At 46.4% G+C, this 22,686-nt stretch carries 28 protein-coding genes and 1 tRNA gene; 18 read left to right on the top strand and 11 right to left on the bottom strand.

All coding sequences use genetic code 11. From position 1 onward, the window contains the following. Nucleotides 1–49 precede the first annotated feature (49 nt). Entirely contained in the window at nt 50–271 is a 222-nt protein-coding gene (locus QUA78_RS19490) for a plasmid mobilization protein (RefSeq protein WP_333304022.1), read from the bottom strand. A 139-nt stretch (nt 272–410) separates the two neighbouring features. On the opposite strand from QUA78_RS19490, the gene QUA78_RS19485 reads away from it, so the two are divergent. Beyond that, nucleotides 411–2,759 (top strand): NACHT C-terminal helical domain 2-containing protein, encoded by a 2,349-nt coding sequence (locus QUA78_RS19485; RefSeq protein WP_333304023.1) that lies wholly within the window; start codon nt 411–413, stop codon nt 2,757–2,759. 104 nt (nt 2,760–2,863) lie between these two features. On the opposite strand, the gene QUA78_RS19480 is transcribed toward QUA78_RS19485, so the two are convergent. Then, nucleotides 2,864–3,163 carry a hypothetical protein gene (locus QUA78_RS19480; protein ID WP_333027404.1) on the bottom strand — a complete coding sequence of 100 codons (300 nt, stop codon included), beginning with the start codon at nt 3,161–3,163 and terminating at the stop codon, nt 2,864–2,866. Between the two features lie 49 nt (nt 3,164–3,212). Further along, complete coding sequence (locus tag QUA78_RS19475; protein WP_333304024.1) at nt 3,213–3,824, bottom strand: DNA-3-methyladenine glycosylase; 612 nt, start codon at nt 3,822–3,824, stop codon at nt 3,213–3,215. A gap of 20 nt (nt 3,825–3,844) precedes the next feature. On the opposite strand from QUA78_RS19475, the gene QUA78_RS19470 reads away from it, so the two are divergent. Further along, a complete protein-coding gene (locus QUA78_RS19470) occupies nt 3,845–3,967 on the top strand; it encodes a hypothetical protein (protein ID WP_006633228.1) in 123 nt (40 codons plus the stop codon). A 173-nt stretch (nt 3,968–4,140) separates the two neighbouring features. Here QUA78_RS19470 and QUA78_RS19465 read toward each other — a convergent pair whose 3' ends face one another. Together QUA78_RS19465 and QUA78_RS19460 are read right to left on the bottom strand one after the other, a co-directional pair. Continuing rightward, nucleotides 4,141–4,659 (bottom strand): pentapeptide repeat-containing protein, encoded by a 519-nt coding sequence (locus tag QUA78_RS19465; RefSeq protein WP_333304025.1) that lies wholly within the window; start codon nt 4,657–4,659, stop codon nt 4,141–4,143. 47 nt (nt 4,660–4,706) lie between these two features. Beyond that, nucleotides 4,707–4,889 (bottom strand): hypothetical protein, encoded by a 183-nt coding sequence (locus QUA78_RS19460; protein ID WP_333304026.1) that lies wholly within the window; start codon nt 4,887–4,889, stop codon nt 4,707–4,709. A gap of 295 nt (nt 4,890–5,184) precedes the next feature. On the opposite strand from QUA78_RS19460, the gene QUA78_RS19455 reads away from it, so the two are divergent. Further along, nucleotides 5,185–5,688, top strand: a complete 504-nt coding sequence (locus QUA78_RS19455) for a hypothetical protein (RefSeq protein ID WP_333304027.1) — start codon at nt 5,185–5,187, stop codon at nt 5,686–5,688. Nucleotides 5,689–5,796: 108 nt separating this feature from the next. Beyond that, nucleotides 5,797–6,102: a translation initiation factor gene (locus tag QUA78_RS19450; protein WP_333304028.1), complete on the top strand. Its 306-nt coding sequence runs from the start codon at nt 5,797–5,799 to the stop codon at nt 6,100–6,102. 156 nt (nt 6,103–6,258) lie between these two features. Here QUA78_RS19450 and QUA78_RS19445 read toward each other — a convergent pair. Both QUA78_RS19445 and QUA78_RS19440 read right to left on the bottom strand, forming a co-directional pair. After that, nucleotides 6,259–6,345, bottom strand: a tRNA-Ser gene (locus QUA78_RS19445). A gap of 34 nt (nt 6,346–6,379) precedes the next feature. After that, nucleotides 6,380–7,297 carry a TIGR04168 family protein gene (locus QUA78_RS19440; RefSeq protein ID WP_333304029.1) on the bottom strand — a complete coding sequence of 306 codons (918 nt, stop codon included), beginning with the start codon at nt 7,295–7,297 and terminating at the stop codon, nt 6,380–6,382. A gap of 211 nt (nt 7,298–7,508) precedes the next feature. On the opposite strand from QUA78_RS19440, the gene nadA reads away from it, so the two are divergent. The 8 genes from nadA (at nt 7,509) to QUA78_RS19400 (ending at nt 13,917) form a co-directional block, all read left to right on the top strand. Next, nucleotides 7,509–8,477, top strand: a complete 969-nt coding sequence (nadA, locus tag QUA78_RS19435) for a quinolinate synthase NadA (protein ID WP_172191045.1) — start codon at nt 7,509–7,511, stop codon at nt 8,475–8,477. A 171-nt stretch (nt 8,478–8,648) separates the two neighbouring features. After that, nucleotides 8,649–9,266, top strand: coding sequence for a TIGR04282 family arsenosugar biosynthesis glycosyltransferase (locus QUA78_RS19430; protein ID WP_333304030.1), 618 nt, complete (start codon nt 8,649–8,651; stop codon nt 9,264–9,266). A gap of 322 nt (nt 9,267–9,588) precedes the next feature. Then, complete coding sequence (locus QUA78_RS19425) at nt 9,589–10,305, top strand: TIGR04283 family arsenosugar biosynthesis glycosyltransferase (RefSeq protein ID WP_333304031.1); 717 nt, start codon at nt 9,589–9,591, stop codon at nt 10,303–10,305. 113 nt (nt 10,306–10,418) lie between these two features. Then, on the top strand, nt 10,419–10,928 hold the full coding sequence (locus tag QUA78_RS19420) for a photosystem I reaction center protein subunit XI (RefSeq protein ID WP_333304032.1): 510 nt from the start codon (nt 10,419–10,421) through the stop codon (nt 10,926–10,928). A gap of 57 nt (nt 10,929–10,985) precedes the next feature. Next, a complete protein-coding gene (locus QUA78_RS19415; RefSeq protein ID WP_333304033.1) occupies nt 10,986–11,102 on the top strand; it encodes a photosystem I reaction center subunit VIII in 117 nt (38 codons plus the stop codon). Between the two features lie 338 nt (nt 11,103–11,440). Next, nucleotides 11,441–11,995, top strand: coding sequence for a hypothetical protein (locus QUA78_RS19410; RefSeq protein ID WP_333304034.1), 555 nt, complete (start codon nt 11,441–11,443; stop codon nt 11,993–11,995). Nucleotides 11,996–12,133: 138 nt separating this feature from the next. Continuing rightward, a complete protein-coding gene (locus QUA78_RS19405; protein WP_333304035.1) occupies nt 12,134–13,021 on the top strand; it encodes a hypothetical protein in 888 nt (295 codons plus the stop codon). Nucleotides 13,022–13,200: 179 nt separating this feature from the next. Continuing rightward, nucleotides 13,201–13,917, top strand: coding sequence for a DUF2996 domain-containing protein (locus QUA78_RS19400; RefSeq protein WP_333304036.1), 717 nt, complete (start codon nt 13,201–13,203; stop codon nt 13,915–13,917). A gap of 242 nt (nt 13,918–14,159) precedes the next feature. Here QUA78_RS19400 and QUA78_RS19395 read toward each other — a convergent pair whose 3' ends face one another. Together QUA78_RS19395 and QUA78_RS19390 are read right to left on the bottom strand one after the other, a co-directional pair. Beyond that, a complete protein-coding gene (locus tag QUA78_RS19395) occupies nt 14,160–14,981 on the bottom strand; it encodes an alpha/beta hydrolase (protein ID WP_333304037.1) in 822 nt (273 codons plus the stop codon). 106 nt (nt 14,982–15,087) lie between these two features. After that, a complete protein-coding gene (locus tag QUA78_RS19390; RefSeq protein ID WP_333304038.1) occupies nt 15,088–15,813 on the bottom strand; it encodes a lysophospholipid acyltransferase family protein in 726 nt (241 codons plus the stop codon). A 104-nt stretch (nt 15,814–15,917) separates the two neighbouring features. Here QUA78_RS19390 and QUA78_RS19385 point away from each other — a divergent pair, with 104 nt between their 5' ends. From QUA78_RS19385 to QUA78_RS19360, 6 genes are all read left to right on the top strand, one after another. Beyond that, the gene (locus tag QUA78_RS19385; RefSeq protein WP_333304039.1) at nt 15,918–16,235 is read left to right on the top strand and encodes a hypothetical protein; all 318 of its coding nucleotides are present in this window, start codon (nt 15,918–15,920) and stop codon (nt 16,233–16,235) included. Beyond that, entirely contained in the window at nt 16,232–16,546 is a 315-nt protein-coding gene (locus tag QUA78_RS19380) for a hypothetical protein (RefSeq protein ID WP_333304040.1), read from the top strand. The genes QUA78_RS19385 and QUA78_RS19380 overlap by 4 nt, the downstream gene beginning before the upstream one ends. Nucleotides 16,547–16,675: 129 nt before the next feature. Continuing rightward, nucleotides 16,676–18,403, top strand: a complete 1,728-nt coding sequence (locus QUA78_RS19375; protein WP_333304041.1) for a succinate dehydrogenase/fumarate reductase flavoprotein subunit — start codon at nt 16,676–16,678, stop codon at nt 18,401–18,403. Between the two features lie 1,004 nt (nt 18,404–19,407). After that, a complete protein-coding gene (locus QUA78_RS19370; RefSeq protein ID WP_333304042.1) occupies nt 19,408–19,746 on the top strand; it encodes a helix-turn-helix transcriptional regulator in 339 nt (112 codons plus the stop codon). Between the two features lie 3 nt (nt 19,747–19,749). Then, on the top strand, nt 19,750–19,977 hold the full coding sequence (locus QUA78_RS19365; protein ID WP_333304043.1) for a hypothetical protein: 228 nt from the start codon (nt 19,750–19,752) through the stop codon (nt 19,975–19,977). Continuing rightward, nucleotides 19,974–20,255, top strand: coding sequence for a type II toxin-antitoxin system mRNA interferase toxin, RelE/StbE family (locus QUA78_RS19360; protein WP_333357201.1), 282 nt, complete (start codon nt 19,974–19,976; stop codon nt 20,253–20,255). Before QUA78_RS19365 ends, QUA78_RS19360 begins: the two co-directional genes overlap by 4 nt. A gap of 37 nt (nt 20,256–20,292) precedes the next feature. On the opposite strand, the gene QUA78_RS19355 is transcribed toward QUA78_RS19360, so the two are convergent. Both QUA78_RS19355 and QUA78_RS19350 read right to left on the bottom strand, forming a co-directional pair. Beyond that, nucleotides 20,293–21,162 carry a Uma2 family endonuclease gene (locus QUA78_RS19355; RefSeq protein ID WP_333398975.1) on the bottom strand — a complete coding sequence of 290 codons (870 nt, stop codon included), beginning with the start codon at nt 21,160–21,162 and terminating at the stop codon, nt 20,293–20,295. A 257-nt stretch (nt 21,163–21,419) separates the two neighbouring features. Continuing rightward, nucleotides 21,420–22,328, bottom strand: a complete 909-nt coding sequence (locus tag QUA78_RS19350; RefSeq protein WP_333398974.1) for a tetratricopeptide repeat protein — start codon at nt 22,326–22,328, stop codon at nt 21,420–21,422. Nucleotides 22,329–22,686 lie beyond the last annotated feature (358 nt).

Below are 22,686 nucleotides of genomic sequence, written 5' to 3'. Positions count from 1 at the left end.
ATACAGCAGATTGCACATTAATTATTCTCTTAGTATCCCTGATTTTGGATCATTTTTTCCTTGGATTACTCTTAATGACTTCGCGCATCGTGTCGCTCAGAGTTTTGCCTGCGCTGGTGGCGTATTTTTCTAGTTGTGCCTTCTCCACTGGAGTCAGATAAACTGTGATTGATGCAGTCCGTTTAGTGGTGGCGTTATGAGATTCCGGTTGAGGGTTGACTGAGTAGGATTCTAGGTCAAAGAGTGTTGTTTGGATATATGAAGTGTTCATGGGTTGTTTGATAGTTCGATATTTGGCTTATGTCACCAGTGTGATCTGCTGTTTGAAGTTTGCAAAGTTGTAAGTGTTCAACTGGTTGAACGTGCAACGGTTGAACAAGAGTTGAACAAAATTGCGAGGGGATTCTGAAGTGCCAAGACGTAAAAAAAACAAGCCAGGGGGAGACGCATTTAAAAAATTATTGAAAGAAAAAGGCTTCTCGCAGTATAGGCTGGTGAAAGAAACTGGTTTAGACCGGGGTTCGATTAGTAAGATTGCAACTGGAGAGACTGCCGAACCTAAAACAACAACGTTTCAAAAAATAGCGAGTGTATTAGGAGTTGATTTAACTGAATTAATTAAAATAATTACTCAGCCTACTGTGCGATCGCACTCGTCGCTGCCAGCAGAAAATTTACTATTACCACAAGCAGATATTGAAGCAAAAGCAGCTTTCGAGAGTCCAGAGTTTCTGAGTAGTGATTGTGCGATCGCATCCTCTCCTTCAGAGGATATAGAGGCGCTGGTGCAGAAGGTACGGTCACATTTCAACGAAACGATCCAAGACGAGTATGCAAACTTATGCACATTCAACCCGCGATTTAATAGACCTATGCGGCTGGGGAAGCTCAGCACTATGTACGTTCAGACCGAGCTTAATGAATCCGACGATTATGATTCGAGTGGGTTCAGTCAGGAACGGCAATCATGGAAAAAGGTAGTGTTAGAAAAGCCCCAGTTAATGGTCTTGGGTAAACCGGGAGCAGGTAAAACTACATTACTACATTACATTGCGCTTCATTGTGATGAAATCGAGTTTAACCCCAAGTTAGTACCTGTTTTTATCAGTCTGAAAACTTTGGCTGAAAATGTCAAGCATCCAGATGAAATTGATATATTACGCTATATTCAAAAAGAATACTGCGGTAGTAATATTTCAGAACAAGAAATTAAGTATTTACTCGATCGCGGCAGGATATTATTATTGCTCGATGGTTTAGACGAAGTTTCCGACGAAAAAGTTGGTACATTAATCGAAAAAATTAATAGCTTAATTCCTCGGCTTGTAGACAAGCGATTTATAGTTAGTTGTCGCAAAGAGTCTCGGGCGTATATCTCTAACAAACTTTTTAAGTTTTTTTTATGTAAAGTTGCGAATTTTGAAGAACCGCAAATAACTGAATTTATTAATAATTGGTTTTCTCAGAGTCGTGTAGGTACTTCACAAGAGAGAGAAGCTTTAGCAAATAAATTAGATACAAAGTTGAAAGACCAACAAAATAAACGCATCCGAGAGTTAGCTGATACGCCACTTTTGCTGCATCTGATTTGCTTAATTTTTCAAGAAAATCGTGATTTACCATCGAAAAAAGTTGATATTTACAAACAAGGAATAAATCTGCTGCTAGAGAAATGGAATCAATTCAATTACCGTACTCAGGTAAATGTAGAAGAGTTGAGAAAAGCTTTAAGAGGAATAGCGGCTATTACATTTGAAAATGGTAAGTCTTTTTTTGAAGAAGGGGAAGTTTTGCGGTCTATTGATCATTGTCCCATTAAGTTATCTGACATTGAAGTTTCATCGGGGTTATTGGTGAATAAAGGAGGGGACATATATGCTTTTTCCCATCAAACTTTTCAAGAATATTTAGCGGCCGAGGAATTGCTAAGCTCTCAACAGGGTTGTCAGCAACTTGTCCTTCACATAACTGAATCACGTTGGCGAGAGATATTTTTGCAGGCTCTTGAGATGTTGTCCGCAGCAGATAGCTTATTGCAACTAATGAAGCAACAAGTTGATATGCTCATAATTACTGATAAAAAACTCCAGGAATTTCTCAAGTGGGTAAGTAAGAAATCGAATTCAGTGAATGTTTCTTACAAACCAGCAGCCGTTCGTCTTTTTTACATTACCCGTGCTCGCGCTATTGCTATCGCCAGTGACCCAGACTGTGCTGGCAGCGCTATTGGTAGCCTTATTGAGGTTACTACCACTAACACTATTGCCACTGGCTTAGATATTGATATCAACACCAAAACTGACATAGATATTGCTATCGACTATATAAGTGCTCTTGCTATTAGTAGAACAATTGCTACTAATACAGCGATTAATAATAATATTAATCCTAATCTTATTCTCAATGCTATCACTAGAACTCTCGACGAGCTCCTCAAAGAAAATACTAATTCTGAGTTTAAGGAAACAATTGAACAATTGAAAAATTACTTACCTGTTTCAAATAGAGATGTATTTAGGGAATGGTGGCTAAATCATGGTTTAGAGTGGACTAAAAACTTAAGAGATGTGATAATTTATTATCGTAATATTGGTCAGGATTGGCAGTTCACAGAAGCGCAAAAAAAATTGCTTGTTCAGTATTATCAGGCTAATAAATTTTTGATGGAATGCCTAAACAGTGGTTGTAACGTCTCACCTGAAGTCCGATCGCACATCGAAGACAACCTATTTTTACCCCTTGATTCCTCGCTCAGCTAGAAAAAACAGGGGAAAAGATGCTCAAGCTGAACGGGATTGTCACTCCGTCAGAGTTGAGTCTCAATTTCCCCATGCCCGATGCCCAATTCCCCATTCCCAAAATCTTACATTTCCTGCATCAGCCGCAAATAATTCTGCCGCATTTGCGTCATATTTTCCATCATTCTATTAGCCATATCTTTCTCAACATCGCTCATTTGTTGCCAAAATAAAGCCGATCGCCTCGCCATAATTGCTTCTTCCCACAGCATCTCCAAAAGTTGCGCCGCCATTGGGTTTTCAGCATCGATAATCCCGCACAATTGCTCGAAGGCGCGGTTGGCTTCGGTGTGAGTGCTAACATCCTGAACCAGGGTTAGGCATTTCTTGAGTTGTACGATCGGATTTTCAGAAGAGTAAGCCATAATTTCACTAAGATAAGCTACAAAATTTACGCTGATACCTTTGACATTACTAGAGTTGTGACACAGCCGTAGAGTTCCCTACATACCACCGCCAAGGCAAATCAATTCCTTGAGAAATCCCGATCCGCGTAGTTTGCACAAAATTTATTGTACCCTCCTCCACAGCTTGCTGAAAGTGCTCGCTCCGATGTTCTAACCGCAGCGGTTGGCCTGCACCCAAGGGAAAACCGCTTAAAGTTCGATCTATCTCCAGTACCTTACACAGTTTCCCAGGCCCGGCGGCGAGGCGCGATCGCTTCTTCTCGGGAAGTCCAGCGAATTCTTGGGGAACCGCATCTACCTGCAAAGCTCGAATCAGCACAGCACTAGCAACTCCATCTGCATCCGTCACCACGTTAAAACAGTGATACATCCCGTAGATTAGGTAAACGTAGCTCATACCCGCAGGCCCGAACATCACCTCATTGCGAGGAGTTCGCAGCCGGTAAGCGTGACAAGCGGGGTCTCCCGGGCCGTAAGCTTCGGTTTCCACGATAATTCCCCGCATCGTCTCGCCGTCAGGAAACTGCCGCACCAGCGAACATCCCAGCAAATCTGGCGCTACGCTGGTAGATGGCCGCGCCAGCCAAAAAGATTCTACAATCTGAGTATTTGCACTCACTCAACCACAGCAGGTAAATTATGGACGTTAAGTTAGTTTTAGCAGTCTTGACAGCAGTTTTCACCGTTTGCTGTCTGTTCTTCGGTACAAAAAACGGATTCTACGATACTGACAAGTATCACGGTAACGGTTCTGCTCACTAATTTTAGGCGGCAGTTAGTTGCTTAAAAAAACCGCCGGCTGACTGACAGGTGGCGGTTTTTTTTTAATGAACCACAGAGGCCACAGAGGACACAGAGAAAGAGAAAAGAGAGTGCAGAAAGAATGAAAAGAAGTTGACAAATGATGACACAGCAGATTGCTTTATGGGCTGCAATTAAGGATGAATTTTGCCATCGGGCATTTTAGCTTCTTGCAAGCTAGCATTTGAGAAGTCAGCGCATCCCATGAGGTTGAAACGCATTGTCGCTCCTCGATCCGTTGCTTTCATATTGAAACCAACTACTGCATTTTCTGGGTTATTCTGTTCTGGAACAGCCGTGACATTAAAATCCATATTTGCTTCTTTTTCATTAGCCTCAAGGTTGAAAGTGATACCAGCACAGCCCAAATCAGCTCCCGTCAGGTTGGCTCTATTTAAGTTGGCATTTTTGAGGTTGGCATTTGCCAATGTTGCTCCTGATAAGTTAGCACCTTCTAGGTTTGCTCCCTGCAAGTTGACTCCTTGCAAGTCTAATCCTTTGAGGTTGGCATTGCTGAAATTGCATTCGGGACACTGTTTTGTTTGCAGCAATTCCTTGACTTGGCTTTGTTGATTTGAAAAAGTTAGATATTTTGCCGCAGTAAATACAACTGCGATGGACAATCCAGCAGTAAATAAATTTTTTAATTTCATAAATATCCGAAAAGCTTCGGGGGCTTTCTATCGCGGTTAATAGATTTCTACAATAGTGCGATCGACCTCTCCAGAATTTCCACAACAAAATTGTCTGCATCTGAGTCAATAAGTCCGGCGCAATTAAACACCGCCAGACTTATACATCCCGCCTCATTTCCCTCGCCATTGCTGCTTTGAGCTTCGGACTCGTCCCGTCCGTCTGCTTCACTTTCCTTTGAGCAGTCCACAAACGGAATTTATTATTACCCGAAGGCGCGCATTGGCATATACCTGCGGACTGAAATAAAAGAAATTTTATTTATATCCCTGGAAAGAGGAAATTTTAGAGAGACTTGAGGATAATTAAAATAGAAACGCCATAAACGCCATACTGTAGCTGCGCTGTTAAGTTCTCAGCAACTACTTTTTTTGTCACAATTGCTTTGAGAAATTAATTTACCCTAAAAACTGTTGGCAGCAGCTCAGGTTCCTCAACCTCGCCAGAACACACTCTACCTATAATCCCGACAATTCGGAGCGGCAATGAACACAATCAAACCCGAACCCAAAAGATCGCGCTTCATGGCTCTGCTGCTGACAACGCTGCTGACCTTTCCGTTTATGAGTGCTTGCGGTTCTAGCCAGCAAAGTTCTGCTCCTCCGCCTCCTGTTGACGACACTCGCGCTGGAGGAGTGCAAACTAATCGCGGCCCGAGTCCTTCGCCACAAGCAAAAAAAGGATTGAGCAATGCTCAAAAAGTAGGGATTACTTTAGTAGGAGCAGCAGCCCTTTACTACCTCTACCGCCAGCACCAAAACAAGCAAGAAAAGGGGCCGCAGGGAAAATATTACCTTTCCAAAAACGGTCGCGTTTACTACCGCGATGCCCAGAATCGCGCTCACTGGGTAACGCCCCCGCCTGAAGGAATTACAGTTCCGGAGTCCGAGGCATCGCGTTACCGCGAATTCCAGGGGTACAACAACCAAACTACCGGTCGAGACCTTACTACCGTGCCGGAAGCTACAAGTCCTATTCCAGCACAGTAGCCTCACCACTTGAGATTTTAGATTGCCGGTTGCGTGATTTTCAATTAAATCTGGGATTCCCAATCTAAAACACCCATTTTTCAACACATAAAAAAGAGGAACTTTATCATGGTAGATGGATTTTTCCGGAAGTTAAAAGATGCGGTCGTCGGGTCAGACAGCGAGCAAGTCGATCCTAACGACAATTACGAAGATCCCTCAAATCCCGGAGAGTTCGGCAACGCGCGTCCGGCCAGCGAAGACCCCTACGGCGACCCGGCTGACAACGGAGAGTTCGGCAACGTGAGTCCGGCCAGCGAAGACCCCTACGGCGACCCGGCTGACAACGAAGGGGATGCTGGAATGTTCGGCAGCGTGAGTCCGGCCAGCGAAGACCCCTACGGCGACCCGGCTGATGAGGAAGAGTTTAGTTGAGTCAGTTGACTAGAAAAATTACCTGGTAAGCAACAGCACCCCTGCGGGGGTGTTTTTTTTGGGGAAATACCACGAGTGAGCGAAAGATGAGCGGAAAAGGGAACTCTTGAGGCAATAGAGAATCTGAAACCCTTAACTGACAAGAGAATTATTAAACGGAGAGGGTGGGATTTGAACCCACGGTGACATCACTGCCACACTCGATTTCAAGTCGAGCGCATTCGACCACTCTGCCACCTCTCCGGGCGCATAAATTTTATCATACCAGCAAATGTCTCTAACTACAAATAGCCGCAGATTCAGTGCGCCGATAAAGAATTTGTTCTCTTTCTACCGCGAAATCTTCGCCTACCCATACCAGAGACACTTCCGACACTGCTCCATTTTCCAGCAGGACGATCGAGAAATTGCGCAGTTTCGAGCACTCTCTCTCCACAATTCGCGGTACGCTGGCCGCATTCAAATACACCGTACCTTCCGCACTCACCTCCAGCGACTTCCGCAACTCCTGCTTTGTGTGCCGCAGTTTGTGGTGCATATGACCAAAAGTTACCAGAGGTATGTGCTTCCCAGAACTCCGAGTTCGATCGATCGCCTCCGCAAAATCCGGGTCGCCCCAATCCCCTCCCAGGGGCTTCCAATCTCGCCCGCAGGGGTCTTCAGGAGCCTCTCCCAACCCCGTAGGACCCGTGTGACCCAAAAAAATCACATTTTCGCAATCGGCATCCGCCGCAGCCGCTGCTATGCGCCGCGCCGACTCCTCAAAACTTTCTACCCCAAACCACTCCGAGTAAAAATCCCCGTACTTCCACTCCGATCCCCCCCAAGTAAACGGGCGGCTTCCCACCACAGTTACGCCCAATTCGGGAAAATCACGCTTCCCGTAACCGACGTGAGCTTCTCCCATTAAATCTAACTGCTGTTTTACCCAATTTTCTTGAGTGCGATCGTAAGGACACTGACTGCGGCCCCACTCTGTCGCAGTGTACCAAGCGTCGTGGTTCCCAAAAACTGCTGCTTTCGCAATGTCCAATTGGGCGATCGCCCGCACCACCTCCACCGACTCATTGCCAAAATCGCCCACAAACAGCACCAAATCAACGCCCAGATGCTTCAGGGCCTCGCCGTCTTCAGGTTCCCACAGATCGTGAACGTCCCCCACCACCGCAATTTTGATAGATTTAGCTTTATTCATGTGATTTGTCATGTGCGATCGATCCCTAGCCCCTTCTTACTCAGCATAAGAAACAGCGACCAATTTTTGCACTCTCCCCCAGCCTATTTTGGATTTGAGATTTGAGATTTTAGATTGGCTCCACTGAACAGCCAGCACTTTTTGGTGAATTCAACTATAATTCAAAATACACTTTAGCTGTCTTCGCCACCTTCACCGGAATATTCTAACTGTGTTTACCACCGCACCTGCTCCGAACTTTACTCAAACCCGACTGCCCGACGACTTGTTTGCTGCAATTAACGCCCTCAAACAAGAGTTGAACGCCGTCATTCTCGCCCACTATTACCAAGACTCCGATATTCAAGACATCGCAGACTTCATTGGCGACTCCCTAGAACTTGCCCGCAAAGCCGCCAACACCAGCGCCGATGTCATAGTTTTTGCCGGAGTTCATTTCATGGCCGAAACCGCAAAAATTCTCAATCCAGACAAATTAGTATTGCTGCCAGACTTAAATGCTGGGTGTTCCCTCGCCGACAGTTGCCCTCCCGAAGCCTTTGCAGCTTTCAAAGCCGATCGACCAGGACATTTAGTAATTTCCTACATTAATTGTACCGCCGCAATTAAGGCAATGAGCGATATAATTTGCACCAGTTCTAACGCTGTTAAAATTGTCAACCAAATTCCCAAAAATCAGCCGATAATTTTTGGGCCAGATCGCAATCTCGGCCGCTACGTCATGGAACAAACAGGCAGAAACATGGAGATTTGGCAAGGAGCTTGCATCGTCCACGAAAACTTCTCAGAAAAAAAGATAGTTCAACTCAAAATCGAAAATCCCGAAGCCGAAATAATTGCTCACCCAGAATGCGAACCTCCCGTGCTGCGCCACGCCAATTACATCGGCTCCACCACTGCCTTGCTCAAATATTCTCAGTCCAGTTCTAGCCAAGCTTTTATTGTCGCGACTGAACCGGGAATCATTCACCAAATGCAAAAGCAAGCTCCGCACAAACGCTTCATCCCCGCTCCTTCCACCAATAATAACTGCGCTTGCAACGAATGCCCGCACATGAGATTAAATACCTTGGAAAAATTGTATCTCTCCCTAAAGAATCAAACCCCCGAAATTACCATGCCCCTAGATATTCAACTAGCAGCCTTGCAGCCCATCCAGCGAATGCTAGAAATGAGCTAACCCCTCGCTATTTTTAAGTAAATATATTGTATGCTGGGTTGGGCGCGGCGATTAAATTAAGTCATTGCCTAACCCACAAACATCGATCGGCAATCCGTGAATCAGTTGTCAAACTCTTTCTCTTCTGTTCCTCTGCGCCTCTGAGGTTCCTTTAAAACTCATGAACGATAAATGATGCCGGAAAAACTGATTGTTTTCACTCGCTATCCCGAACCGGGAACAACCAAAACTCGACTAATTCCGGTGCTGGGAAAAACAGGCGCTGCCAACCTTCACCGCTTGATGGCCCAACGGACGATCGCCTGCGCTCTCTCTCTCCAAAAATCCCGCCGATTATCCGTAGAAATTCACCGAGCCGGCGGCAGCCAACAACTGATGCAAGAGTGGTTGGGAAATGATATTATTTGTCAAAATCAAAGAGACGGCGATTTGGGTGCAAGAATGACAGCAGCATTTGAAAAGTCTTTTAATTCAGGGGTTGAGAAAACTGCAATTATTGGCACTGATTGTCCTGGTTTGAAAGCAGAAATCATGGCACAAGCTTTTGAGGAACTCAGCCAGCACGATTTAGTTTTGGGTCCGGCCAAAGACGGAGGTTATTATCTGATCGGGCTGCGGCGCTCGATACCGGAATTGTTCGGTGGCATTCAGTGGGGAACCAGCGAAGTATTTGCTTGTACGCGGGCGATCGCCCAAAAGCTAGACCTGAATATTGCTTATCTTCCCACTCTTGCAGATATCGATCGACCAGAAGACCTCCTCGGTTTAGATATTAATATATTGAAATAACTAAAGTCGATTTTAATTATATTAACTGTGATAATTTATCCTAGTTAATTATAAAAAATTACTCGATTCTGAAACCAGAATGCCATAATATATTAAGTGTATTTGTCTAACCAAATGCAGCGGTTAGACAGCGCTTGGGAGAATACTCCCAGGCGCGATAAAAAGCCAAAAAGTAGCAAATAATAACAGATAAGCTTTGTACAAAACCCGCCCTCCCAGATCGAAGCCCAATCTAGGCGCTGGCCAGGCGTAAAAAATTAGCAAATAACAGATAAGCTTTGTACAAAACCCGCCCTCTATCTCACGGGCTGCTTAATTCAGTATGCCGCCAGAAAATCGCAATCTCAAAATTTCTATTATAATTCCAGTCTTAAACGAAGCACCTACAATTGCCCCAGTCATCTCCACCGCCCTTGACGCAAAAAATGTCGAAATAATTGTCGCCGACGGCGGCAGCAGCGACGGTACAGCAGATATAGCAAAATCTTTGGGCATCCGAGTTATCTGCACGGCCCCAGGTCGCGCAGTTCAAATGAATGCAGGTGCAGCCGCAGCTACTGGAGACATCCTGCTCTTTCTCCACGCCGACACTCATTTACCTCGCGGGTACGACTCTGGCGCGCGTGAGGCACTTGCTAAACCGTCCGCAGTAGCGGGGGCCTTTCAACTCAAGATTGACGCCCGCAGGCTCTGTCTGCGTCTGGTAGAAACAGGGGTAAACTGGCGATCGAACTTTCTGCAAATGCCCTACGGCGATCAAGCCATTTTCCTCAAAGCAGCTACCTTTGACAAAATCGGCGGTTTTCCCGACTTGCCCCTCATGGAAGACTTTGAATTCGTGCGGCGGTTGAAAAAACAAGGCCGCATCGAAATAGTACCCCATCCAGTGCTGACATCTGCCCGCCGCTGGCAGCAGCTTGGGGTCATCAAAACCACCGCCATCAATCAAATAGTAATCATCGGTTATTTCCTCGGAGTCTCGCCCGATCGACTCGCTTTCTGGTATAAGAGGCAAAAGAAAAATTCTTCTGAAAACTAAAGAATAGTGAACTTTTCTAAAGCTCGCCCTTAATTATGTAAATAGGAAACACGTCCCTGCGTAAAATATGACTTGAACGCCTCAACTTTTTAAACTGCGAGGACAAACAGAATATGGCCGATCCCAGAGATGCAGAGCTTATTAAACCCTTTAACGGTGACCCCTTCACGGGTCATCTAGCAACTCCTATCAGTGCTTCTGATTTCACAAAAGCATTCATTGGGAACTTGCCCGCCTACCGCAAAGGACTCTCGCCCCTAGTTCGAGGTCTGGAAATCGGTTTGGCCCACGGTTATTTCCTCGTCGGCCCCGAAATCGTCTTCGGGCCCCTGCGGGATTATCCAGAAGCAGCTAATCTCGGCGGATTAATTACAGCCCTCGTTTTAGTTCTGCTCGGCACAGCAGGTATGTCTGCCTACGGTTTGGTGTCTTTCAAGCAAGACAACACCAGCTACCCTAGTGCTAATCCCATGACTCCCGATTCCCTCAGAAATGCTGAAGGGTGGAGCCAGTTTACCGCTGGTTTCTTCATTGGCGGGATGAGCGGCGTCTTTGCTGCCTATTTCTTACTCGAAAACTTTAACGGCGTTGACGCCATTTTCCGGGGTTTAGTCAATAATTAGACTCCACTCGGAAATATCTCTGTTGGAACACACTAACTTTAGCTGGGAGAATTTGATATGACAGGTTCATACGCCGCTTCTTTTTTGCCTTGGATCATGATTCCGGTAGTTTGCTGGCTGATGCCAGTTGTGGTAATGGGTTTGTTGTTTATTCACATTGAAAGCGACGCCTGAGCTTTACGCGCAGAGCAAGACCTAAGTTGGAAGACAGACAGACAAATGCTCTGAAATCTCTAAATAAATCTAGGGAAAATCAGAAAAATTTGTTTTGAGATTGCTGGTAATTAGGAAATTTGGTTTCTTTACCCCAACCCCCAGACTTGACTGTGTGGAGCAATCCTTCTATCTTCTTCCATCTAAATTCGCGAACGCGAAAAATCCTCTGCCTACACGGCAGAGGATTTTTTTACAAAGATTTTTTTCCCGCAGGCACAAATCATCGGCTCGTACACGACAAATTGCGAATTCCTGAGCCACAATTGTTATGGAAACTATCTTATGAGGAGACAGCGATGCCATTTCCCTCCGCGCGCAAAATCTTAGCTCCATTCCTGATCTCGGTACTCTTGTTAGTCACCGCTTGCGGTCAAACTCAGGCGCCCTCTCGCTGGGACAAAGCCCAGCAGGAAAGTACCCAAAAACCTGGTAAAGCACAGCAGACAACTGCTGATAAATCAAGTGCTCAAAATCAAAACCTGCCCAAAAAGGCAGTTGCAGGCGGCCAATTAAATAAATACTTCCCGTCCTCCGGTGGCGGATTCGATCGCGTTTTTGCTCAAGAAAAATCCGGTTTTTCTGAAGCTAAATTGAACAAAGGCGGTAAAAATGTCGCGATGCTCTCGATTAACGACATCGCCGGCAACCCCAGCGCAGGTGCAAAATTTAAGCAAAGTACCAAGCAAATCAGCGGCTATCCCGCCGTTAATCAGGGTGCTAATGGCACCGCTGTTTTAGTCGCAAATCGCTATCAGGTGAAAGTTCAATCCCGCGATCCCTCTTTTACCGCTAGCGATCGCGAAGCTTGGCTGTCAAAATTTAACCTCGGTGGCCTCGCTCGCGTCAAGTAGCAATGTCTCTTGTCACACTCCGCGCCCGACTCCAGTCTGGCGCTATTAGAACTAAGTCTCTCAAAATGAGACTGTGAAGTTCTTGCCATCTGCCAAAAGTAATACCTTTGATTCCAGTTCCAGCAAAAGGAGTTTTTTGTGAGCAAAACAGTCTTTGAATTAGTCGATCAACTGCCTCAAGACAACATGACTGTCAAAGCCCTGCGAGCGCTTGACTTTGTGGTTCCCGGCGAGTGGAACAATTTAGTTGGCTTTGAAAATACCATTCGCACCGTTACTGGCGAAACTGAGGAAGATCAGATTCAGCAAATTGGCGAGCGGGCGATCTACCTCTACAACGATAAGTCTCAGGGCTACCAACGCGCTCTCTGGCTATACCAAACTATTGACAGTGCCGACAAGGCTTTGGGCAGTGCCGCCCTCGCTAATAAGGTTGCGGAAAATGTCTCGTTTTTGTCGTTCCTCGGCAATATCACTCCCAAGGCTGAAAAAGCTCAAACGATCGACCTTTCTCTGAAGTTAGTCACTGAGTTGCTCGCTTTTTGCCAAATTAACGGCCTTCCGGGCGACAGCATCGGCGATTTTGCCGGGGCTTTGGGCGACTACGGCGGCGAATCCCTGATGCGGATGGCTGCTTTGGTTTGTTTCGACGGTTTGATTCCCCTGGGCCCGGACTTTATCATGGCAACTCAGTCTTGGATTCAAAAGCTCTCCCCGAACGATTTGCAAGATAATCAGGCCTTTAAGTCGATCGGCGACCAGATTCCAGGAGGTTCTCCTGCAGGCAAACTCGGCTTTATTGGCGAAAGCTTTAACTCGGTTTCTGGCTGGATGAGCTCTTTTGTGAGCGATCGAGGTTTGACTCCCCAAAACGTACTCGGCCACTTGCAGAATTTTGTAGACATTTCTGCTGATAAGGTGGACTACGTGGGCGCATTCCTCGACATTACTACCAACTACTACGAACACACCGGTGTTCAAACTCTCGCCCGCCGTTTGATTGAACGAGCTGTCGCTGAGATTTAGAATAACCAAAGGAGTTGCGATCTTTGCGGGCGATCGCCCTGAGTTTGTTGAGTTCAAATTTTTTTGAATCGCAATTTTCTCAGGTTGGTTTTCGATAAAAAGTGTGCGCGATCGAGAAAGTCGATCGCCCGCACCTGCACTCACAACTCCTTACCGATCACTTTTAAAAGGAAGCGTTAATGCCAGAAGAACCGAAAAATCCTACTGCTGGAGAATCGGAAACTCCCAGTGCTGCGATCGAGGACGCTCCGAGTTCCGACGCACCCGAGACAACTGACTTGCCCAGCACTGACAAGCCTCAGGCGACTGCTAAAAAGCCCGCAGCCAAGAAAGAACCGAAAAATCCTACCGCTGGCGAATCCGAAACTCCCAATGCTGCGGTGGAGGACGCTCCGAGTTCCGACGCACCCGAGACAACTGACTTGCCCAGCACTGACAAGCCTCAGGCGACTGCTAAAAAGCCCGCAGCCAAGGCCGAAGGCGACAAGCCCCCAGCTAAAGCCAAAAAGGAAAAAGCACCTGCTGTTGAAGACAAACCCTTTGCGGATTTTATTCAACAAGATTATTTGCCCGCCTTGCAAACTGCTTTAACTAAGCAGGGGGTTAAGGATTTAGAGGTGAGTTTGATCAAGCAAAAACTTCCCGTTGCTGGCATGAGTTCCGCCGGGGATTGCTGGCAGGTAATTGGTAAATTCCAAGAAGGTCAGCGCCAATTTAACCTGTATTTTCCTCAAGAAAATATTCAAAGTCAAAGAGCATTTTCCTGCGCAGAAAATAATACCAAAACCAGCACTTTAGAGCCTTTTTTGATAGACGAGCGCAAGGTTACTCTAGACCTCATGGTTTTTGGCGTAGTCCAGCGGCTTAACGCTCAAAAATGGCTAAATCTTAATTAGTTAATTGGGAATTGGGAATTGCGAATCGGGAATTGGGCATTGGTAATTGATAACATCATGTCCGGGTAATCCTGATAATTATTGTCAAGTGCGAGCGTCCCGCTCGCGAGCTAGAAGCTCGCACTGTAGCCGTAATCGATTGACCGGACATAATATAATTGGTAATTGCTGATGCCGATAAGATTGTTTTTCGGAGATGCCCAATGCCCAATGCCCAATGCCCAATGCCCAATGACTAATGACTAATGACTGTTGACTAATGAAAGGTTTTCTTCGGATTTTGTCAAAAAATTGCGAGCTTGCATAATGCCGTAAAGGTTAACATCTGTTTCTAACAAACAAGCATGACCGCTGTTAGCCAGCAGCACCATTTCAGCATTCGGAATTACCTTGACTAAAAGCTTCGCTTCTACTAGGGAAGGCAGCAGCCGATCTGCACCGCTAGCAATTACTAGCGTCGGCTGTTTGATGCCGCGCAACTGATTTTCGTCAACATTAAACGATCGCACTAACGCCAATCTCCACACAGAGGTGTTTTGCGGTACCGCTTGCATCGCTTCTAGCAAAGCGCGGCGATCGTCGCGCCCAATCTTTCCTAAGGATGCTAATATCGGCAATAGACCGATTACCGACAGCGGATAAAGGTTGGCCGGCAGCCACTGAGTCAGGTACGATCCCCACTGGACCCAAGGCTGCTGTCGAAACGAAGAAGCTGGATTGACTAACATTAATCGATCGCACAATTGAGGAGCTTCTAAAACAGTTTTCATCGCTAAACAGCCCCCAAATGACTCCCCACACAGATAAACAGGCCGCTGCGGCTTTCCGGCTTGCTTTTCTGCTTCAATTAAGGCAATTGTTTCGCTAACAAGTACATCCCAACTAGCCATGTCGTCAGCCGGTACCGTTAAGCAGCGAATGTCGAAATGATTTGCTAATTTAGAAATTTGCGGCCGCAGCAGCAAACCGCTGCCATCCATACCGGGCAGAAATACAAATAAAGGGCGATCGGGTTTCGGCGGTTTGGGGGTTAGGAAACGAACCTTGTTGTTAGCATTTGCCATGATTCAAGTCAATCGATTTTAGATTTTAGATTTTAGATTTTAGATTGGAAATCTGACACCAGCCAACAGTCAGCAGTCAACAGCCAACAGCCAACAGTCAACAAACTTACAAACAACCTCGTTGGAGTAATTCTGCAATTTCCCCCTGACAGTGGTCTGTGAGTTCAGCAACAACTGCTTTGGCTTTTTTGCCTCGATATTGCTGCTGTCGATCGACAGTAATCCAGTAAGGCCGGCCGATTAAAACATTAACTCGCTGATAAATTATCACAGGATGCCACCCAGCTCGATCGAACAGCGGTTCCGAGGGATCGAACAAACTCAACAACTTGAGCGGTACACCCGATCGTACCGACTGTTCCTCAAAAGAACTAATCGCCACCGGCAAAACCGCCAAATCCCGCACCGGCGCCCGCAAAGCCAAATGAGCAAATCCCCGCTGAAACTTCCCCACAGTATTGGGCCCAGTAAGCTTCACCATCGGTTCTGCACCCTCTGGAAACACCCCCACCATCTCCCCGCCTTGCAGCAGCGCTGTCGCTTGAGAGAAAAAATGCTGCTGTCGGTGCTCCGGTGCTTCTAAGGGGAAAGCGCCGAAACTCGTGACAACTTCCCGAATCACCGGGACTTGACCCATGTAATGATGACAAGCAAAGCGGATCGATCGACCCAAAGCCGCCGTCAGCAGCACAGGATCTAAGAAACTGCGGTGATTGCTCACCACCAGCACCGGACTCTCCTGGGGAATCCGGTCTTCGCGGTACACAAAGGTCTGCGTTCCCAAACTAGCCAGGAAACAGCGCGAAATCAGCAATTTGCTCTCTGAAGACATGGGCCAAAAGACAGGTGGGACGCTATAAAGGTGGATTCTATTCTCATGAAGCTTAACATTACTTTACCAAGTCGGGGCTCCCTCAAAAAGTAGACTTTCCCCTTATGCCTTTGTTTCGTAATCCTGGACGCACGGGCGGTCATCACCTTGGTTTTTTGGCGCGTTTACTTCTAGTCAGCCCGCCAAAACAGTACAAAACCGGGTTTCTAGGCGTCGGAGTGCGATCGCCAACTGTTTCGGCAGAAATTCCCAGTCAGAAGCAAAAATTTATCAAGTGTTGTGGCAACTTATATAAAGAATGTTTAAAACAGCCCCAAAACCAAGTTGCGGCAGCTAAACTTAGAAATTTACAGTGGGCACTGACGCACTGTCAAAGTATTTTTGGACAAGTCGTAATAGCAATCTCGCGAGGCATCAAATGAATAACATCCAAAACTATCGCCTTAAATGTACCCTCACCTTTGGCGACATTTACGGTCAAATCATTGTTTGGCTGATAGTCATCTTCCTAAGTCTAGCGTCGGCACTCGCCTTGTGGAGTAGCGCCCGCCAAATCTACGCCTTGGCTACCGTCGGCTTGATTTTAGTGCTGTCTCTGCCCTTCTTGCTGTTTGCTTTCGTTACAACTCTGCTAAATAACATTGAAGTGCTTGCTGTAGAACCCGGTACGGAACCTCAACCTTCTGCAACGGGAAATCAGTCGATTCAGCAGTCTGTCGAAAGCGCCGGCTAGTCCAATTTGAAATTTTAACTTTTGATTTTCCATTCAAATCAAAAGTTAAAAAACTTCCTGCTCTTTTGGTAGGAAGTTTTTTTTTGCGTCACCATAAGTTGAGCAGAACACTCAAAATAATTAAAAGAAATGCTAGAACACGACGTAATCATTGTAGGCGGCGGTTTAGCAGGTTGTCGCGCCGCAGTAGAAATTGCCCGGACTGACCCCAGTTTAAAGGTAGCTGTAGTTGCCAAAACTCACCCGATTCGATCGCACTCCGTCGCAGCCCAAGGCGGCATGGCATCCAGCCTGCAAAATGTCGATCCCGAAGACAGTTGGAAAGCCCACGCCTTCGACACGGTAAAAGGTTCAGACTATTTAGCCGACCAAGACGCGGTAGAAATCCTCACCCGGGAAGCACCCGGTGTAGTCATAGATTTAGAACACATGGGAGTCCTCTTCTCCCGCCTCCCAGACGGCCGAATTGCCCAGCGCGCTTTCGGCGGGCATTCTCACCGCCGCACCTGCTACGCCGCCGACAAAACCGGTCACGCCATCCTCCACGAATTGGTAAATAATCTGCGCCGCTGCGGAGTTCACATCTATCAGGAGTGGTATGTCACGCGCCTGATTTTGGAAGAAGGCCAAGCCAAGGGCGTAGTTATGTACCGGCTTCACGACGGTCAAATTGAGGTTGTCCGTGCTAAGGCGGTGATGTTTGCCACGGGCGGTTACGGCCGAGTTTACAATACCACGTCGAACGATTACGCCTCGACGGGAGACGGTTTGGCGATGACGGCTTTAGCTGGATTGCCGCTGGAAGATATGGAATTCGTGCAGTTTCACCCGACGGGTTTGTATCCCGTGGGAGTGCTGATTTCGGAGGCTGTGAGGGGCGAAGGCGCTTATTTGATTAATTCAGAGGGCGATCGATTTATGGCGAATTATGCCCCGTCGCGGATGGAATTAGCGCCCAGAGATATCACCTCGCGGTCAATTTCCATAGAAATTCGCGCCGGTCGAGGAATTAATGTTGATGGTAGTGCAGGCGGCCCCTTTATCTACCTCGATTTGCGGCACATGGGACGCGAAAAAATTATGAGCAAGATTCCTTTTGCTTGGGAAGAAGCCCACCGTTTGTTAGGAATTGATGCCGTAAATCAGCCGATGCCCGTCCGCCCTACCGTTCACTATTCAATGGGGGGAATTCCTACTAATGTTAGCGGGCAAGTTCGCAGCAGTCCTGACAGTTTGGTAGACGGTTTCTTTGCAGCCGGCGAAGCAGCTTGCGTGTCGGTTCACGGCGCCAACCGTTTGGGCAGTAATTCGCTATTGGAATGCGTAGTTTACGGCAAAGTTACTGGCGCAACCATAGCACAATTCGTACAAAATCGCAAGTTGCCTGCCGTAGACGAACAGCGTTATATTACGGAAGCAAAAGAGCAAATTCAGGCACTTTTAGAACGTCCGGGAAAATACCGCATCAATCAAATTCGGCAGCATTATCAAGATACTATGACTGAGTATTGTGGCGTATTTCGTAGCGCCGAATTGATGCAGGAAGGTTTAAAGAAATTGGAGGATTTAGAGCGACAATATCAGGAGGTTTACTTAGACGATAAAGGCAAGTTGTGGAATACGGAAATTGTGGAAGCTTTGGAGTTGCGTAGTTTGATAATTGTCGGGAAAATGATTTTAACTTCTGCTTTGAACCGGCAGGAAAGTCGGGGAGCTCATTCGCGGGAAGATTTTACTGAGCGCGATGACAGCAATTTCTTGAAGCATACAATGGCGTATTATTCGCCTGCGGGGATTGATTTGGCTTATATGCCAGTGGCGATTACGATGTTTGAGCCGCAGGAACGTAAGTATTAAAAGTTAGTTTGAAATCCTTGTTCCCGTGCTGAATTTGGGAACAAGGAAAACCTTCGGAATTGAGATCGTACCATTTTATCAACAGAGTATACGGGCTGCAACCCTTATCTGATATAGTTCCTAGACCTATTCGCAACCTTCCTAGGTCAGTGACAAGACCTAAAAAGATTTTATTCGAGTGAGGAATTGTGTACGTTCGTACACAAAAAAAACCAATCGGCCGATCGCTCTGCCTGAGACTAAATTAGACAATCTTTAGTCTCTTGTACCACTTTTAGTTATGTTTTGCTATAATTATGTCAGATATGACATATCACTAAATCGATGCGCTCTATGACTATAAAGTCGTTAACTGATGGAATCCCAAGGCGAGAATAAAAATGTTGTTTGGTTGAGTGGCGAAGTAAAAACTCCCCCTTTTTCAACCTCAGCGCGAAGTGAGGCAGGGATATTATTAAGGAGGTTACAAAATGGAGAAATTTTAGCGATGCCTGTTTCTCGACCTATGCCAAGCATCGGCCCTCACTGCCACGAATTGCGGATCGGTGATAGTAAAGCCGATAAACAGTGGTGAATTATTTACCGAATAGACTTCGATGCTATTGTCATCGCAGATGTGTTTAAAAAAAACACTCAGAAAACGCCTAAGCCCGTAATTGAAAAGTGTCAGAGACGACTGAGCTCGTACGATAAAATCTCAGGAGGAACCTAAATTTTCAGTAATGCGGTTCAGTTAAGACTGAGCCCCCGCAGGAAGAACCCTCCTACTCCCTAAAAAAGGGGGAGCAAGAGTATTCTCTTTCGTCCCCATTCTGAAGAGGGGATGCGAGGGGGCTCTCCGGAAACAAACACTGTTAACTGAACCGTATTCAATTTTTTAGGACTTGCACTCTTTGTGGCGCAACCGGGTTTCTGGGAATAGTCCCCTAGCTGAAGTGACTGGTTTTTGTTTTTGTTAGCCGATTTCTGTGCAATTCACATAATTAAATGAGGTAAAATTTACAATGGATCCCGTTAAACGTCAACGTTTAGAAGCAGCAGGTTGGTGCGTGGGAGATGCCGCCGACTTTCTGGAACTTTCTACCGAAGAAGTTGCTTTTATTGAGATGAAGCTGTCTCTGAGTAAACGCTTGAAGCAGCTTCGGATCGATCAAAACCTTTCTCAAGAGAGTTTAGCTAAGAAAATCAAGTCAAGTCAGTCACGGGTAGCTAAAATTGAAGCTGGCGATCCGTCTGTTTCTCTTGATTTGATGGTAAGGACTTTGTTAGCAATCGGAGCAACACGCGAGGATGTGGCGCTGGTCATTGCTTCTCCCAACGTGGTTCTAAGTAGCTCAAAATAATATATGAGTAAAACGACACACACATCTCAATTCCAGCAAGCTCTTGAAGCTGTAGAAGTTTTATCATTAGAAGATCAAGCTATGCTTCTAGATATTCTTCAGAATCGTCTGCGACAACAGCGACGAAATGAATTACTCAAGGAAGTGGCACAAGTTCGTCAAGAGTATGCAGAGGGGAATGTTAAATTTGGGTCGGTAGCCGATGTTATGGCGGTGTTGGATGATGGATGAAAATTGGTTGGACTCCCAAATCTATTCGTACTTTCAAAAAGTTAGTTCGTAAAAATCCTCAGCTTCGCCTTTTAATTGAAGCTACGCTTGAACTTTTGTCTGAAGACTGCTTTAACCCCAGCTTGCGAACTCACAAACTGACAGGAGATTTATCGGGTATCTGGTCGTGTTCAATAGATTATTATTATCGGATTTTGTTTGAGTTTGTGACCGATCCAGAAGATGAGGAGGAAGCTATTTTATTGCTCAAAATGGGTTCTCATGATGAAGTCTATTAAGAGCGATCGCCCTTTTCCCCAATTCTCTCTCACTATCTCACTCTCCAGTATTCTCCGTCACTTCCTCCACAGATAAACTTAACGCCTGCGCCACTTGTTCGATACTCAAACCCATTCCCAACAACCGGGGAATTGCATCCCTTCTTGCCTGAAATTCAGCTTGTCGTGCCTGTTCTGCACTCTCGGCCCTTTCCCGCTGTTGTTCCCCTCGCAATCTCTCCAATTGGGCCCTTTCATCGCCAATTAACAGCAAATTACCTTCCTCGTCCCACCAGCGCAGCCAAAGCATGGTTTGATTTTGATAACTGCCTTGCCAAAGTCCCAATTCTACGCCTAAAGATGCAATGGGAAAATGACCGCGTTGATTGAGTTCTAACAGTTGATAATACCCCTCCATCAACCGATAAACTTCTAATCGACCGCTGTTAATTTCATAGATACCGTAATAGGGAATTCGCATCACCTGTTCGTACACCCAAAACTTGCCCGGTTTCGTTATTACCCCTTCATCAGTGCGAGATAAAGGAGTGCGTTCGCGCTCTTCATCACCGTTCCCGCTAGCAAATTCCAAAGCAATTAATGGTGCTATGTGTTCCCGCCACAGCACGTAGGAACGGCGAATTTGACCGTCTAAATTAGGAGGTACATTGGGAACATAAAACCAATCTGGAGCTTCTGCACCTTTTTCCGGAGGCTCGGTTTCTCGCCAGTAAATGCCGCAGTCTTGACCGATCGCATATTGTCCGTCAGGATGCCGCTGCTGCAAAATCGGGCCGATCGAATCTGTTAAAATTAAACTTTGCGGATGCTCCTGAAAATTTTTCACAAAAGTACCGTCTGACTCTGGTAATTGAGTGTGGTCTGGAAAAGCAGGAGGTAGAACAACGCGGTCAACGCTTTGGGTCATAATTCCCTCCGAGGTCTTACATAATTGGTAATTAGTAATTGGTAGTCGGTAACAGGACGCTGGGCGCGAGGGCTTAGAAACCCGGTTTCTTCATGTATCTGTCGTCGTTAAACCAAGATTTATCGTAGAAACCGGGTTTCTTTTCCTAAGTCCTGCGTAATGAAGAAGAAAGCGAATAGTTTTGATTTTAAACGATTAAGTTTTTAACTTCAAACTCTTTCACTGACCACTCAAAACTCTTTTACTTAAAACTTTCCTTAAGGTTTCGGTAGCGCACCTTCAGGACTAGGAGAAGCAGCCGGTTCGGGAGTCGTCGTAGCCGCAGGAGAAGGCGAAGGAGTGCCACTAGCTAACTGATTAATTTGGTCTTTATAGTTAGGAGGAGCTAACTCAGTAGCTCGATCGAACAGCGTTTTTGCTTCATCTGTTTTGCCCTGTTCCTTCAGCACGATCGCCTTTCCTAAAGTCGGGCGAAAATCTTTGGGATTAGCCTTAGCAGATTCGTCGTAAATTGCGATCGCCTCATCAAACCGCTTCTGCACAGCATAAACCTGTCCCAAAATCAACTGCACCGAAGTTACATCCACACTTTCCGGTTTCGCCTGATTGGCAGCCGGAGCCGCCTTCAGCGTATCTTGCAGCAGTCCGATCGCAGCTTCCGGCCGCTGCTGCACTAACAACAAATTCACCAACCCCTGCAAAGCCTTAATTTCCCCAGGCTTAGACGCTAAAATTGACCTGTAAGCTTGAGCAGCCCCTTCGCGATCGCCCGTGCGTTCCTTAGCCTGAGCCAGCAAAATCCCGTATTCAGTAGTCTCGGGATTCAGCGAAGCCAACTTTTCCAAAGGACCGATCGCATCCTTAATGTCCCCCACTCCTTGTCCGATCAACTCCAGCCGCACCTGCAACAATCCCCGCAAAGCCGTTACGTTGTCAGGTTCCCGCTGCAAAACCAATTCGTACCCCCTAGCCTGAGCTTGCAGCAACTCTGATTGCTTCTCCCCAGACTGCGCCGTCTGAGTAGGCGTTGGAGTTGACCGACTTTGCGCTTGGCTGGCCTTGAGAATACTGTCCAAAATTGGAACGAGAGAAAATCCCAAAAAAGCGATGAGCGACAGCACCACCACCACAGTAATCAACCCACGACGCTTGTTTGCTTTTTCCATAATTCAACTATCCCAGCTTAAAATCTACTATTTTCTAAGAATTAACGCATCGCCCGGGGGCGTCTGCCATTTAACTAGATCCATGCAACCATAAAAGTTCTTAACTTCAAAGTCCCAACTGATAAAGCAGCCTTTTACTTGCAGCTAATATGGTAACAGACCCACAACTCCATGCTAGCTAAACAATTTTGGACACTCAGACCCGCAGCCCCAAGGACTGCGGTGTCTGTCCAATTTAGTCTGGTCAAGCTAAAAATTACCGAAAATATGGCGGATCAGCCCGTTAGGTAATTGGATTAAGTAAAATAGGCAAGCTGAATATCCTAAATGCTATTAGCCAGCAACTCCAACTCAGCGC

It is taken from the genome of Microcoleus sp. K4-B3, assembly GCF_036704615.1.
In the GTDB taxonomy this organism is placed as follows: domain Bacteria; phylum Cyanobacteriota; class Cyanobacteriia; order Cyanobacteriales; family Microcoleaceae; genus Microcoleus.
This window is presented reverse-complemented; position numbering and strand designations above follow the sequence as displayed.